This window comes from Duganella sp. S19_KUP01_CR8 (assembly GCF_036688705.1).
GTDB lineage: Bacteria > Pseudomonadota > Gammaproteobacteria > Burkholderiales > Burkholderiaceae_D > Rugamonas.
This window is the reverse complement of record NZ_JAQQPR010000011.1, coordinates 143,185-157,303: the sequence shown is the minus strand read 5'-3', so window position 1 is coordinate 157,303 and position 14,119 is coordinate 143,185. Positions and strand designations below refer to the sequence as shown.

Genomic DNA, 14,119 nt, shown 5'->3' with positions numbered 1-14,119 from the left:
CAGACATTACTTGGGACACTCCAGCGCCAGGGTGTCGCCGGCGCGTTTGGCGCGCAGCTTGGCGTTATCGAGATTGGGGAGAGAGGCGCGGGCCACGTCTTCATCAGCCCATCGCTTGTTCAGTTTAAGTTTGCCGCATCGCTTGTGCTGCACGGCTGCGGCTTGCGCGGCCTTGTCGGAGGCGCGAGCATCCTGGTCCTCGCGCTGGTGGCGGGCTTTTTCCAGTTTGGCCGCTTCCTTGCGTTGGCGCGCTAAATCGGCCGCCGCTGCGGGATCGGCTGCCGGCGTGGACGGCACCGCCAGCGTCACCGCGGACGCCGCATTGGCAGGACAAGGCATGTCGCTATAACTGACCTTGCCGTCGACGGTGCATTTGTTGACGCCCTGGCCGTGCGCAGCCAACGCCACGGTCCACAGCAGTGCAGCGGTAATCTTCATGGCAGTCCCGATCACAGAATTTTCCCGGGATTCATGATACCCAGCGGGTCCAGCGCCGCTTTGATGGCCCGCATCATGTTCAGCTCCACCGCCGATTTATAGTGCGCCAGCTCGTCCCGTTTCAGGGCGCCGATGCCGTGTTCCGCTGAAATCGAGCCGCCGAAGGCGACCACGCTGTCGTGCACCACGCGATTGACCTTGTCCTGGTTGGCCAAGAAGTCTTCATTGGAGATGCCTAGCGGCGGCGCCACGTTGTAGTGCAGGTTGCCGTCGCCAAGATGGCCGAAGCACACCAGCTGGCAGCCGGGGAAGGCCGCTTCCAGCAAGGGCCCGGTGGCCGCGATGAAGTCGGCGATGCTCGATACCGGCAGCGAAATATCGTGCTTGATGTTCTTGCCGGCCTTGGCCTGCGCCAGCGGGATGTGCTCGCGCAGCTGCCACAACCCGGCCGATTGCGCCACCGAGGTCGCCACCACCGCATCGCTGATGACGTCGCGCTCCAGCGCCGCGCCGATGGCCTGCTCCAATAAACCGACGGCGTGCTGCTCCGATTCGCTGCTCGACAGCTCCAGCAGCACATACTGCGGATGCGGCGCCGCGAACGGCTTGGGCAGCGACGGGAACTGCTGCGCCACCAGCTCCAGGCAGTAGCGCGACATCAGCTCGAAGCCGGTCAGGCTGGAGCCGCAATGGTCCTGCATCAGGTTCAGTAGTTGCAGCGCGTGGGCGGGCGAGGGCAGCGCGGCCAGCGCGGTGATGTTGGCCTTGGGTTGCGGATAAAGCTTGAGTACCGCGCCGGTGATGATGCCCAGCGTGCCTTCGGCGCCGATGAACAGGTCGCGCAAGTCGTAGCCGGTATTGTCCTTGCGCAGGCCGCGCAGGCCGCTCCAGATCTCGCCTTGCGGCGTGACGACTTCCAGGCCGAGGCACAATTCGCGCGTATTGCCGTAGCGGAGAACCGCCGTGCCGCCGGCATTGGTGGACAGGTTGCCGCCGATGGTGCAGCTGCCTTCCGCCGCCAGCGACAGCGGGAACAGGCAACCCGCAGCGGCTGCGGCTTCCTGCACCTGCTGGAGGATGCAACCCGCGTCCACGGTCATGGTGCGGTTGACGGGATCAACCTGCCGGATAGTGTTCAGCCGCGCCAGGGACAGCACGACGGCGCTGCCGCTGCCATCCGGCACGCTGCCGAGTACCAGGCCTGTGTTGCCGCCCTGCGGCACCAGCGCCACGCGCCACTGCGCGCAGGCGCGCACCAGCGCCGCCACTTGATCGACCGACGCCGGCCGCAGCACGGCCAGGGCCTTGCCGGTAAAGCGTCCGCGCCAATCGCTGAGGAAGGGCGCCATGTCGGCGGGCGTGTCGAGTACAAAAGCGTCGCCCACCACGGAGCGGCAGTGGGTGAGGAAGTCCATCATTTGACGGTGTTGACCTTGACCTTGTCCAGCAGTTCCTTGGCCAGCTTCTTCGCCGCTTTTTTATACGGACGCAGATACATCACGGCGCAGACGAAGTAGATGCAGACGATCAGCGCCTCGCCCCAGGCCAGCCATGCGGACAGCGTGCCTTTGTCGCTCCAGCCGCGCACCACGCCCTCGGTGAAGTACAGCAGTATCATCATCGACGTCCACTGCAAGGTGTAGATGTCGCGCTTCCACACGCCATACAGCGGCAGCAGCAGCGGCAGCGCCTTCAGCACCAGCCAGGAGCCGCCCGGCTTCAGCGGCGCCAACACCATCTCCCACAGCACGCACCAGATAATCAGCGTTGCCAGGCTGCCGATGGCGCCCCAGTGAAAATACTTTTGCATCGTGTTTTCCATCATGCGTTCCCGTTCAAGCGACGGCGCGCAGTTTGACGGCCGTTTCGGCCAGGCGCCGGCCCAGCGCGATGGCCAGGCGTTTTTCATCTTCCGTGATGGTCTTCTTGCCGTCAAGTCCGGACCAGTGGCTGGCGCCGTAGGGCGTGCCGCCGCTGGAGGTGGTCATCAGTTCCGGGTTGGTGTAGGGCAGGCCAAGCACCATCAGGCCGTGGTGGAACAACGGTATCATCATCGACAACAGCGTCGATTCCTGGCCGCCGTGCAGGCTGCCGGTGGACGTGAACACGCACGCCGGCTTGCCGGCCAGCGCGCCGGACAGCCATTGGGCGGCCGTGCCGTCCCAAAAATACTTCATCGCGGCGGCCATATTGCCAAAGCGGGTGGGCGAGCCGACCGCCAGGCCGGCGCATTCGGCCAGGTCGTCCAGTTCGACGTAGGGCGCGCCGTCGGCCGGCACATCCGGCTCGGTGGCTTCGGTCACGGTCGACACGGCGGGAACCGTGCGCAGGCGCGCATCGCATCCCGGAACGCTTTCCACGCCCTGGGCGATCAACTCGGCCAATTTACGCGTGGCGCCGTGGCGGGAGTAAAACAATACGAGAATAATCAGATTAGGTTGGTTCATCAGCGGTATTATAGGGCGCTTTAGCGGGTGGCATCGTTGCCACTTTTGTATTTCGATTATTGCTCATGTACGAAAAATATATTCATCCGGTTTTACAGTATGTTTCCCGCAGTTGCCGTGGCGGGATAGAGACAATGCGTTCGCTGTCCTGGCCCGAAGTGCGGGACCTGTTCCTGTTTGCCCAACGCCGCCTGCGCGAGGAAAGCCTGCCGCAAGTGGCCGGCAGCCTCACTTTTACCACGGTGTTCGCGCTGGTGCCGCTGTTGACGATCGCGTTGGCGATCTTCACCACCTTCCCGTTGTTTAATTCCTTCCGCAGTTCGCTGGAAGCCTACTTCGTGCAAAGCGTGATGCCGAAGTCGATTTCCACCACCATCCTCAACTACCTGACCATGTTCGCCTCCAAGGCCACGCGGCTGTCGGCGGTGGGTGCGGTGGCGCTGATTTTCACGTCGATCGCGATGATGAACCTGATCGAACGGGTGTTCAACCGCATCTGGCGCGTGCGCGCCGAGCGGCGTTGGACCAAGCGCATCCTGGTCTACTGGGCCATCATCACGCTCGGCCCCTTGCTGATCGGCGTGTCGCTGACGTTGTCCGGGCAGGTCTTCATGGCCACCAGCGATTTGATCGGCGACGTGCCGGTGGTCGGCGCGCTGATTTACACGGTGCTGTCGCTGGCGCTGACCACGGCCGGGTTCACGCTGCTGTACGTGGCGGTGCCGAACCGTGACGTCGACTGGTACGACGGCGCCTGGGGCGGTCTGGTGGCCGGCCTCGCGTTCGAGGTGGCCAAGCGCGGTTTCGCGGTCTTCATCACCCAGTTCCCAACGTATTCGAAGATCTATGGCGCGCTGGCGGCGCTGCCGCTGTTCCTGTTGTGGGTCTATGTGTCGTGGTTGATTACGCTGTTCGGCGCCTTGCTGGTGGCCGCGCTGCCGGTGGTGAAGTACGAGCGTTGGTGGCATGAGGCGCAGCCGGGCGGCGAATTCGTCGACGCGATGGCGATACTGAAGGTGCTGCACGTGGCCTGCAAATGCGGCGACACGGCGCTGGTGAGCGCTGGAGCGATCCGCGCGCGCACGCGGCTGGGCTTCGACGAGATGGACACGCTGCTGGAGAAAATGATGATCGCCGGCTGGGTAGGGCGCGTCAAGGTCGATGCACCGCAGCGGGTACAGTGGGGCAAGCGCGTCAGCGACGGCGACAACTGGGTCATCCTGGCCAATGTGGAGAAGCTGACGCTGGCCGAAGTTTATCGCCTGTTCGTGTTCTCCGGGCTGCCGATCAATGCCGGCGTGGTCAGCGACAGCGACGATGAACGCGACCAGCAAGTGGCGCGCGAAGCGGCGTCGCTGGCGCGGGAAGTGGAATCGGCCGTCGAAGCGGGCCTGGGCAAGACCCTGGCCGAACACTTCGGGCCGATCGACTGCCGCTAATCCTTCAGGCTCGCCGCGCCGCTGGCGCGCGCCAGGCTTGAACGCGCCCCCGCCACGGCTTGCAAGCGCTCCTGCAGGTAATTGCTCAGGCGTGGATGCTGGCTGAACGCGACGTTGAAACGGATATGCCGGTCGGGCGTGTCGTTGGCCGAGAAGGCGGCGCCGCGCATCAGCAGGATATCGTTGCGGAAAGCGTCCTGCACCAGCAAGTCGACGTCCAGGCCTTCCGGCATCGTACCCCACAAGAAAATGCCGGCGTCACCGGGCTGCTCGAACAGCACGCCCGCCGCGCTCAGTTGCTGCGTGCTGGCGTTGCGGGCCGCCATGATTTTCCGATGCAAACGGTCCAGGTGTTTGCGCAGGTTGCCGGCTTTGAGGACTTCCAGCAGCACATACTCGTTCAGCGCCGGCATCGTCATGATGGAATGGATCTTGGTGCGCATCAGCACCTTGAGCAAGGCCGGGGCGGCGGCGAGATAGCCCATCCGCAGGGCCGGACTGAGCATCTTGCAAAAACTGGAGTAGTAGATCACGCCGTCGAGTCCGGCCATGGCGGCCAGCCGCGTGCTGTGGCCTTGCTGGAAATGGCCGTGTACGTCGTCTTCGGCGATCAGGAAGCCATGCTGCTGCGCCAGCATCAAGACCTTGTGCAGATTGGCGGCGCTGCTGCTCCAGCCGGTCGGGTTGTGCAGCGCCGTTTGCACGAACAGCAGGCGCGGCCGGTGCTCGCGGCAGGCGGCCTCCAACTCATCCAGGTCGAGGCCGTCGGGGCGGCGCTTGATCGGCACCAACCGTATGCCGTCCTGGCGCAGGCGGCCAAACATCAGGAAATAGCCGGGGTCTTCCACCAGTATGGTGTCACCGGCTTGCAGAAAGCTTCTGCAAATCAGGTCGATCGCATGGGTGCCGCCAAAGGTCGTGAGGATGTGGCCGGCGTCCGCGGCGATGCCGATGCCGCGCAACAGCAGCGCTATGTGTTCACGCAGTTCCGGCAGCCCCTGGGGCGGGCAGCGCGACGCCATGCCGGCGGCGCTACCCGTCACGGCCCGTTGCACGACGGTGGCGGGCACGGCGTCTTGCAGCCAGGTCGGCGGCAATGCGCCGCTGCTGGCCAACAAGACGCCGGGGCGTTGATCGTTGGCCTGCTGCGCCAGCCAGACCGGCTCCTGCTCGACGCCCGCTTCCAGCGCGACCTCATCGGGGATGGATTTTCCGGCGCCGTTCGTCGTGCTGACAAAGAACCCTGCCGTGCCGTGGGAATCGATGACGCCTGCCGCGACCAGCCTGTCATAGGCCACCACGACGGTGTTGGTGCTGACCGCCAGCTGGGTGGCGAGCTGGCGTATCGACATCAGCTTGGCGCCGCCAGGCAGCGCCCGGTTCTCGATCATGTGGCGCAGCTTTGCCTCAATCTGCGTGGACAGGGCGATGGGAGAGGAGCGGTCGATGGCGAACATGGCGAGAGTCTAGCGTAAAAACATCGCGGCGAGCACGAGCAAGATGGCGGCCATCGTCAAATTGAACAGACGCTGCTTGCGTGGATCTTGCAGGAAGCGGCGTATCGAGAGCCCGAACAAGGCCCACATGGCGTTGCAAGGCGCGCCGACGAGTGCGCCAATCGTCGCGACCAGCAGCGCATTGAGGGCCGTGTTCTGCCCCGCAGGCATGAACACCGATGCCACGGTAACGGCCTTCACCCAGCTCTTGGGATTGAGCGCCTGGAATGTCGCGGCCTGGGCGAACGACACCGCCTTGGGCGCTGCCGCGCCATTCACCGATGCCCCGCTGAGCTTCCAGGCCAGGAACACCAGGTACAGCGATCCGGCGATGCGCAGCGCTTGTTGCGCCACCGGGTAGGCGACAAAGACACTGCCCAGTCCCAGGCACATGAGCATGGTTTGCACGAACATCCCGGCCTGGATGCCCATGATGACCGGCAGCGCGCCGCGGCCGCCGAAGTTGGCGCCCGTGGTGGCGAGCATGACGTTGTTCGGTCCGGGCGTGGCCGACATCACCAGGCAATAGCTCATCAAGGGCAGGAGTTCGGTCATGGTTTGCAGTTCTTAGTGTGGACGTGGCACCAGTCTAGGAGCGCGGCGATGCGGACGCAAGACACAAGACCATGGCGACAGGCTCATGCTGTATCAGTCGAAGGATGGGGACAGTTGCTGACCGTCCGGCTATCGTTATAGAATTGACATTCATTAAAATCAACTGGGAGATGTCATGCTGAGAATGCCGATTGCGGTGGTCTTGTTGGGTTTTGCTGGCATGGCGTCTTCCGCCCAGCAGCTGCACCCACCGGGTTTGGGCGAGCGTGGCAACGAGGCCAGTATCGCGGTCGATATCAACGCATCTGGCCAGGTGGCCGGCATCATCGAGGAAGAGAACGGCCGCCAGCGCGCGGTGCTGTGGAACAAGCGCCTGGTTGAACTGGGTACCCTCGGCGGCAGCGACTCCTTCACTACCGGCATCAACATCGGCGGCGACGTCGTCGGCTCGTCGCAGGACGGCGCCGGCCACTGGCGCGCCTTCGTCGCCCGCTCCGGCCAGGCGATGCGCGATCTCGGCACGCTGGGCGGCGGCAGCAGCTATGGCACCGGCATCAGCCGCTCCGGCCAGACGGTAGGCTTCGCCGACACCACGGATGGCTACTTCCACGCTTTCTCCACCGGCGCCAATGGCGACGGCCCGCTGGTCGACCTGGGTACCCTGGGCGGCAACATCAGCTATGCGGCCGGCGTCAACACCGACGGCGTGATCGTCGGCACGGCGGCGCTGTCGGACGGCTATCGCCGCGCCTTTATTTACCGGCCCGGCGTCGGCATGAAGGAGTTGGGCACGCTGGGCGGACGTTCCAGCGGCGCCACCGCCGTCAACGATTCCGGTGTGGTGGTCGGCTCGTCCGAAACGGCGGACCGCCGCTGGCACGCCTTTGTCCATGATGGCAAAAAGATGGTCGACCTGGGCGCGATGATCGGCTACGGCAACAGCTTCGCCACCGCCATCAACGCCGCCGGCCACGTGGTCGGCAGCATCCGCATCGGCGACGAGCGCCGCTCATTCGTCTACCGCGACGGCAAGATGACGGTGCATCCGGGTGGCTTTGGCCTGTACCTGGTCAACAGTATCAACGCCGAGGAACTGGTCATCGGCGCCAAATACGTCGGCAAGAAGTTCGAGGCCTCGACCATGCACTCGGCGCAGCGCGCCGTGGTCACGCACGGCGACACCGATCTGGTGACGCTGATCGTGGTGGTACTGGCCACCACGGCCGGCATCGTGATCTACCGCCGCCGTTATCGCGGCATCGTCATGCAGGGCGCGAACCGCATCATCCGCTTCAAGTTCCCGCAAAACTGAACAGCGCATCCAGCACAGCGTCCGGCTGCTCGGCCATCAGCGAGTGGCCGCTGTCCACCGTCACCACCTTGCCGTGGCTGATGGTGGAGGTCAGCAGTTTGGTGGATTTGGGTGGCGTCATCATGTCGCGCGCGCCGAACAGGAACAGGGTGGGGCAGCGCACCGCCTGCGCCGCCGCTTCGCCGTTGGCGTAGGCGTTGCAGGCCGAGAAGTCCGTGTAGAACAGCTGCTGCGGATTGATCTGCGAGACGCGCTGCATCAGCCGGCGCGAGCCGCCCATGGTGTTGAAGCCCGGTCCCGGGCACGACGGCTTTTGCGCGATCGTCGAATGCGACCAGATGTTGACCATGTCGATGGCGCTCTGCTCATCGGTGCGCGAGGTTTCCAGCAGCGCGTCCGAGACCTTCATCGGGTAGGTCGAACCTATCATGCCCAGATGCGTCACGCGTTCAGGCGCCTTGTGCGACGCTTCCAGCGCGATCAATGATCCCATGCTGTGGCCGAACAGCGCGGCCTGCTGCACGCCGGCGGCGTCCAGCACTTGCAGCAGCCAGTCCGCCAGTTCGGGCACGCTGGTCTTGGCGGCGCCCTTGCTGCGGCCATGGCCAGGCAGGTCCACCGCCAGCACGCTGTAGCCGTGATGGGCGAAATAGCGGGTCTGCAAAATCCACACCGAATGATCGTTTTGCGCGCCGTGGATGAAGACCACGGTCGGCAGGGCGGCGTCGAACGGCTTGCCGCCGGTGTAGCAGTAGGCGTCCACGCCTTGTACGGTCAGCAGCATGTCATGCTCCTTTCTGCGACAGCTTCAGGCCGCGCGCCAGGTCTTCGATCAAATCGTCCACGTCCTCCAATCCTACCGACAGCCGCATCGTGCCTTCGGTGATGCCGGACGCCGCCAGCTGGTCGGCCGGCACGCGGAAGTGGGTGGTGGAGGCGGGATGGATCGCCAGCGATTTGGCGTCGCCGACGTTGGCCAGGTGCGAGAACACTTTCAGGCTGTCGACGAAGCGGCGGCCGGCGGCGCGGTCGCCCTTCAGGTTGAACGAGAACACGGCGCCGCAGCCTTTGGGCAGCAGGCGCTTGGCCAGTTCGTAGTCCGGGTGCGATGGCAGCTCGGGGTAGGACACCGACTCCACGGCGGGATTCGACAGCAGGAACTCGACCACCTTGCGGGTGTTGGCCACGTGCCGGTCCATGCGCAGGCCCAGCGTCTCCACGCCTTGCAGCACGGCGAAGGCGTTGTGCGGGCTCATGACGGCGCCGAAGTCACGCAGGCCTTCGCGCCGCGCGCGCAGCGCGAACGCCGCCACCGTGGACTCTTCGGTGAACACCATGCCGTGGAAGCCGTCGTACGGTTCGCACAGTTCGGCGAAACGGCCGGTTTTTTCGTAGGCGGCCTGCCAGTCGAAGGTGCCTCCGTCCACCAGCAGGCCGCCGATGGCGGTGCCGTGACCGCACAGGAACTTGGTCGCCGAGTGGAACACCAGGTCGGCACCGTGCTCGAAGGGCTTGAGCAGGTAGGGCGTGGTGAAGGTGGAGTCCATCATCAGCGGCAGGTGCTGCTCGTGCGCGATGGCGGCGACGGTTTCGATATCCAGCACGTCCAGGCCGGGATTGCCCAGCGTTTCCGCGAACAGCACCTTGGTGTTGGGGCGGATCGCGGCGCGCCAGGCGTCCAGATCGCGCGGGTCGACGAAGGTGGTGTCGATGCCGAAGCGCTTGAGCGTGTAGGCCAGCATATTGTGCGAGCCGCCGTACAGCGCGCGCGAGGCGACGATATGCGAGCCGGCGCCGGCGATGGTGGCCAGGCCGAGGTGCATCGCGGCCTGGCCGCTGGCGGTGGCGATGCCGGCCACGCCGCCTTCCAGCGCGGCGATGCGTTCCTCAAGCACGGCGTTGGTCGGGTTCGAAATGCGGGAGTAGACGTGGCCGGCGCGTTCCATGTTGAACAGCGAGGCGGCGTGGTCGGAGTCCTTGAAGGCAAAGGATGAGGTGAAGTAAACCGGCGTGGCGCGGGCGCCGGTGGCGGGGTCGGGCGCCGCGCCGGCGTGCAGGGCGAGGGTATCAAATCCGGGGTATTTGGGTCCGCTCATAGGGTCTCGTTGGAGTGATAGGAATGCCCGGCATCCTACCCTGAATCGCGGCTTGGCAACAGCACTGTAAAAATGTTGCGTTTTGCTTATCCAGAGCGCTGGATTTTTTGCCGGGCATACGCTACATTCGCTATAAGGCTACAATAATTAGAACTCCCATTCACACAGCCTATATCAGCGGACAGGACGGCCCAAAATGAAAGTTTCCGAAATTCTTCAGGTTAAAGGCAGCATTCTCTACACTATTTCGCCTGACCAGCCGTTGGCGGATGCCGCTAACACGATGGCGGAAAAAGACATCGGTTCGCTGGTGGTCATGGAATTCGGCGAGTTGGCCGGCATGCTGACCTTCCGCGAAGTGCTGCGCGCGCTGCACGAAAACGCCGGCACGGTCGGCGCGGGCACGGTGCGCAAGCATATGGACGATCATCCGATCACCGTGACCCCGGATACCGAGGTCAACGAGGTGCGCCGCATCATGCTGGAAAAGCACGCGCGCTATCTGCCGGTGATGAACGCGAAAACCATCCTCGGCGTGATTTCGTTCTACGACGTCGCCCGCGCGGTGCTGGAAGCGCAGAGCTTCGAGAACAAGATGTTGAAAGCGTATATCCGCGACTGGCCGGCTGAAACGGCTGACCAGGCTGATTAAGCCCAGCTCTCTTTACAAACGAGAACGCCATCCGAGGATGGCGTTTTTATTTTAGGCTGCGCCTTCCAGCGCGTCGTTGCTGAGCCAACCGTTGAGCGCTGTCGCCGTCATCGGCCGCGCGAACAGGAAGCCCTGCGCCAGCGGACAGCCCAGCGCTTGCAGTATCTGCGCCTGGCGCTCGTCTTCCACGCCTTCCGCGATCACGGCCAGGCCCAGGTTGCGGCCCAGCTGGATCACCATCTCGGCGATGCTGCTGCCGCGCGCGGAGCCGGTGATCTCGGTGACGAAGGCGCGGTCTATCTTCAGGCGGTCGATCTGCAAACGCTGCAGGTAGGACAGCGACGAGAAGCCGGTGCCGAAGTCGTCTATCGCGATACTGACGCCGGTCTGCTTGATCTGGCCCAGCATCTTGATCAGCATATCCGGCTCTTCCATCGCCATCGATTCGGTGATCTCCAGTTCCACGAACTCCGGCGGCGCGCCCGTATCTTCCAGCGCCTTGCGCAGCATCTCCAGGAAGTGCGGATGGCGGAACTGCACCTGCGAGACGTTAATCGACATCATGAAGTTCGTGTGCCCGGCCTTGCGCAGGTCCACCAGCTCGCGGCAGGCGGTGCGCATCACCCATTCGCCCAGGTCGATGATCAGGCCTGAATACTCGGCGATCGGAATGAAGCGGTCCGGCGAGATGAACTTGCCGTCCGGCGTTTGCCAGCGCAGCAGCGCCTCCGCGCCCACCGGGCGGCGCGTGGCCAGGTCGATCTGCGGCTGGTACACCACGAACAGCTGGTTCTGGCCAAAGGCGGTGCGCAGCGCGTGCATCATGCGCACCCGTTCGCGGATCTCCACGCCCATCGAGCGCGAGAAGTAGAAGTGGCCGGCGCGCTGCTGCGACTTGGCGCGTTTGAGCGCGATGTCGGCGTCCTTGAGCGCGTCGGCGCCGGTGCCTTCATGTTCGCCCAGGCGCACCAGGCCCAAGGTGGCCGACAGCTGCACGTCCTGGCCGTCGATGCTGAACGGGTGGGCGAACAGCGCCAGGATATTGGCCGGATTGACTTGCGAGGAATCGCCCAGCACGCAGAAGATGTCGCCGCCGATGCGCGCCACCGTCAGCTGGTCGCCCAGCTGCGTTTGCAGGCGGCCGGCGACGGCCACCAGCAGCATGTCGCCGAACTGGTGGCCCAGCGCGTCATTGGTTTCGGCAAAGTGATCCAGATCGACCAGCGACAGCGTGGCCTCGTCGCGCGCCGGGCCGGCCAGCGTGGCGTCCAGGATCTCGACCAGGCGGGTGCGGTTGGGCAGCTTGGACAGCTGATCGTAGAAGGCGGCGTTGTGCAGGTGCGTGACCAGTTCCACGTTGTCCAGGCCCACGGCCACGTTGGAGCAGAACACTTCCAGCAGGCGCTCGTCGATCTCGGTCGGCGCGCGGCCGACGTCGAGGTAGGCGACAAAATCGCGGCTGGCCTTGCCGGCGAAGTACAGCGTGATGAAGTCCGGGCCGTAGATGTTGCGGCGCTGGCCCAGGGTCAGCTCCATGGCGTCGTACACCGGCTTGTGGTCCTGGTCGCACAGGGTGACGTTGTCGAGGTGGCGGTAGCTGCCGATGGTGGCCATCACCATCAGCTTGTGGCAGCCGTCTTCCGGGCATTCCTGCACGCACAGCACGCCGTTGCCGTCCTGGCCGAGCAGGTCGGCGATCTGGGCCAGCACGCCGGAGGCGAAGTTCTGCACGCCGTGCAGCGACATCAGCTGGGTGCTGGCGTGGACGATCTGGTTCAGGCCGCGGCGGCTGTCGTTGATCTTGCGGATTTGTTCGTAGGAGCGGATCGCCGCCGTCACCGTGGTGAACAGCTTGATGCGGGTCAGCTCGGACTTGGTCTTGTAATCGTTGATGTCGAAATCGCGGATGGCGTCGATCTCCGGCGCATAGCCGGGCTGCCCGGTGCGCAGGATGATGCGCACGTCGGCCAGGTTCAGCGTTTCGCGGATGTAGCGCACCAGGTGCAGGCCGGCGTCGTCCTGCTCCATCACCACGTCCAGCAGGATGACGGCGATTTCGGCTTCGTGTTTTAACAGTTCGCGCGCCTGTCCAGCCGAATACGCATGCACGAATTCGAGCGGGCGCTGCTGCATGTCGAGGTTACCGAGTGCAAAGGTGGTAGTCGAGTGCACATCCTCATCGTCGTCGATGATCATGACCCGCCAAACGTTGCGGGCACCCGGTACCGCAGGCGCCGTCGGATGCTCTTCTAAGAATACCAGATCGTCTTGATCGTCCTTGGATTGCTCAAGGGGTGTGATCGGTGGGGGCATGTGTAGCTTCTCCAGGATTTCTCGGTGTTCTTGAGTTCAAGTATATAGCGAATTGTTAAAAAGTATGCGGATTTCCCACGGTTTATACAGAACGTTGCATACCGGTGTGCAAGTTTGCCATGCTTTCAACGAAAGAATGATATTTTACCAATGGAAACTTGTGTCTTGGAAATTATTATGCCGGCACGACGGCAATCGCCGCCGGCTGGTAGAATTGGGTACTTTCCACCTTTTTCCAAAGATTCTCTTCCTATGTCCGGCAATACATTTGGCAAATTGTTTTCTGTAACTACGTTTGGTGAGTCGCACGGTCCCGCGATTGGTTGTGTGATCGATGGCTGCCCACCGGGACTGCCGTTGTCGGAAGCGGACATCCAGCCGGAACTGGACCGCCGCAAGCCGGGCACGTCGCGCCACGTGACGCAGCGCAAGGAGCCGGACACGGTGGAAATCCTGTCGGGCGTGTATCTGGGCGTCACCACCGGCACGCCGATCGCGCTGCTGATCCGCAACGAAGACCAGCGCAGCAAGGATTACGGCAATATTGCCGAGAGTTTCCGTCCCGGCCATGCAGATTACACCTATTGGCACAAATACGGCGTCCGCGATCCGCGCGGCGGCGGCCGCTCGTCGGCGCGCCTGACGGCGCCGGTGGTCGGCGCCGCCGCCATCGCCAAGAAATGGCTGAACCAGCAATACGGCACCGTGTTCAAGGGCTGCATGAGCCAGCTCGGCGAGATCGAAGTGCCGTTCCAGGACTGGATCCACGTGCACGACAACCCATTCTTCGCGGCCAGCGGCGACGCCGACCTGATCGCCCGCATGGAAGAGGCGATGGACGAGCTGCGCAAGGCCGGCGATTCGATCGGCGCGCGCATCGACGTCATCGCCCAGAACATCCCGGTTGGCCTGGGCCAGCCCATCTACGACAAGCTCGACGCCGACATCGCCTACGCGATGATGGGCATTAACGCCGTCAAGGGCGTGGAAATCGGCGCCGGTTTCAAGTCGGTGGCGCAGAAGGGCTCGGTGCACGGCGACTCGCTGACGCCAACCGGCTTCATCGGCAACAACGCCGGCGGCGTGCTGGGCGGTATTTCGACCGGCCAGGACATCACGGTGTCGATCGCCATCAAGCCGACCTCGTCGATCCGCACGCCGCGCCAGTCGATCGACAAGGACGGCAACCCGGTGATGGTGGAAACCTTCGGCCGCCACGATCCGTGCGTCGGCATCCGCGCCACGCCGATCGCCGAGGCCATGCTGGCGCTGGTGCTGATGGACCACGCGCTGATGCACCGCGCGCAATGCGGCGACGTCCACGTGACGACGCCGAACATCGCGCCGCCCGTATCGCCCACTTCGCGTTAA

The 14,119-nt window shown here is 64.0% G+C and carries 13 protein-coding genes; 4 read left to right on the top strand and 9 right to left on the bottom strand.

Features of this window, described 5'->3' with window-relative positions:
• Positions 1-6: 6 nt before the first annotated feature.
• From V6M89_RS13360 to wrbA, 4 genes are read right to left on the bottom strand one after another with little or no spacing between them, the layout of a single operon-like run.
• Entirely contained in the window at positions 7-438 is a 432-nt protein-coding gene (locus V6M89_RS13360; protein ID WP_332853619.1) for a DUF4124 domain-containing protein, read from the bottom strand.
• Between the two features lie 11 nt (positions 439-449).
• Positions 450-1,856 carry an FAD-binding oxidoreductase gene (locus V6M89_RS13355; protein WP_332853618.1) on the bottom strand — a complete coding sequence of 469 codons (1,407 nt, stop codon included), beginning with the start codon at positions 1,854-1,856 and terminating at the stop codon, positions 450-452.
• Entirely contained in the window at positions 1,853-2,260 is a 408-nt protein-coding gene (locus tag V6M89_RS13350) for a DUF2069 domain-containing protein (RefSeq protein ID WP_116991060.1), read from the bottom strand. Before V6M89_RS13350 ends, V6M89_RS13355 begins: the two co-directional genes overlap by 4 nt.
• 13 nt (positions 2,261-2,273) lie before the next feature.
• Entirely contained in the window at positions 2,274-2,885 is a 612-nt protein-coding gene (gene wrbA / locus V6M89_RS13345; RefSeq protein WP_332853617.1) for an NAD(P)H:quinone oxidoreductase, read from the bottom strand.
• A 134-nt stretch (positions 2,886-3,019) separates the two neighbouring features.
• On the opposite strand from wrbA, the gene V6M89_RS13340 reads away from it, so the two are divergent.
• Positions 3,020-4,324, top strand: coding sequence for a YihY family inner membrane protein (locus V6M89_RS13340; protein WP_332853616.1), 1,305 nt, complete (start codon positions 3,020-3,022; stop codon positions 4,322-4,324).
• Here V6M89_RS13340 and V6M89_RS13335 read toward each other — a convergent pair.
• Both V6M89_RS13335 and V6M89_RS13330 read right to left on the bottom strand, forming a co-directional pair.
• Positions 4,321-5,781, bottom strand: a complete 1,461-nt coding sequence (locus V6M89_RS13335) for an aminotransferase-like domain-containing protein (RefSeq protein WP_332853615.1) — start codon at positions 5,779-5,781, stop codon at positions 4,321-4,323. The genes V6M89_RS13340 and V6M89_RS13335 overlap by 4 nt on opposite strands.
• 9 nt (positions 5,782-5,790) lie before the next feature.
• Entirely contained in the window at positions 5,791-6,375 is a 585-nt protein-coding gene (locus V6M89_RS13330) for a LysE family translocator (RefSeq protein WP_332853614.1), read from the bottom strand.
• A gap of 175 nt (positions 6,376-6,550) precedes the next feature.
• On the opposite strand from V6M89_RS13330, the gene V6M89_RS13325 reads away from it, so the two are divergent.
• A complete protein-coding gene (locus V6M89_RS13325; RefSeq protein ID WP_332853613.1) occupies positions 6,551-7,687 on the top strand; it encodes an HAF repeat-containing protein in 1,137 nt (378 codons plus the stop codon).
• On the opposite strand, the gene V6M89_RS13320 is transcribed toward V6M89_RS13325, so the two are convergent.
• Positions 7,668-8,471 carry an alpha/beta fold hydrolase gene (locus V6M89_RS13320; RefSeq protein WP_332853612.1) on the bottom strand — a complete coding sequence of 268 codons (804 nt, stop codon included), beginning with the start codon at positions 8,469-8,471 and terminating at the stop codon, positions 7,668-7,670. The two genes, V6M89_RS13325 and V6M89_RS13320, sit on opposite strands and share 20 nt — an antisense overlap.
• A gap of 1 nt (position 8,472) precedes the next feature.
• The gene (locus V6M89_RS13315; RefSeq protein WP_332853611.1) at positions 8,473-9,783 is read right to left on the bottom strand and encodes an O-acetylhomoserine aminocarboxypropyltransferase; all 1,311 of its coding nucleotides are present in this window, start codon (positions 9,781-9,783) and stop codon (positions 8,473-8,475) included.
• Between the two features lie 196 nt (positions 9,784-9,979).
• Between V6M89_RS13315 and V6M89_RS13310 the strand changes: the two genes are divergently transcribed.
• Positions 9,980-10,435: a CBS domain-containing protein gene (locus V6M89_RS13310; protein ID WP_026334688.1), complete on the top strand. Its 456-nt coding sequence runs from the start codon at positions 9,980-9,982 to the stop codon at positions 10,433-10,435.
• A 51-nt stretch (positions 10,436-10,486) separates the two neighbouring features.
• Here the strand turns inward: V6M89_RS13310 and V6M89_RS13305 are convergent, their stop codons facing one another.
• Positions 10,487-12,748 (bottom strand): putative bifunctional diguanylate cyclase/phosphodiesterase, encoded by a 2,262-nt coding sequence (locus tag V6M89_RS13305; protein WP_332853610.1) that lies wholly within the window; start codon positions 12,746-12,748, stop codon positions 10,487-10,489.
• Positions 12,749-13,000: 252 nt separating this feature from the next.
• On the opposite strand from V6M89_RS13305, the gene aroC reads away from it, so the two are divergent.
• On the top strand, positions 13,001-14,119 hold the full coding sequence (gene aroC / locus V6M89_RS13300) for a chorismate synthase (protein ID WP_332853609.1): 1,119 nt from the start codon (positions 13,001-13,003) through the stop codon (positions 14,117-14,119).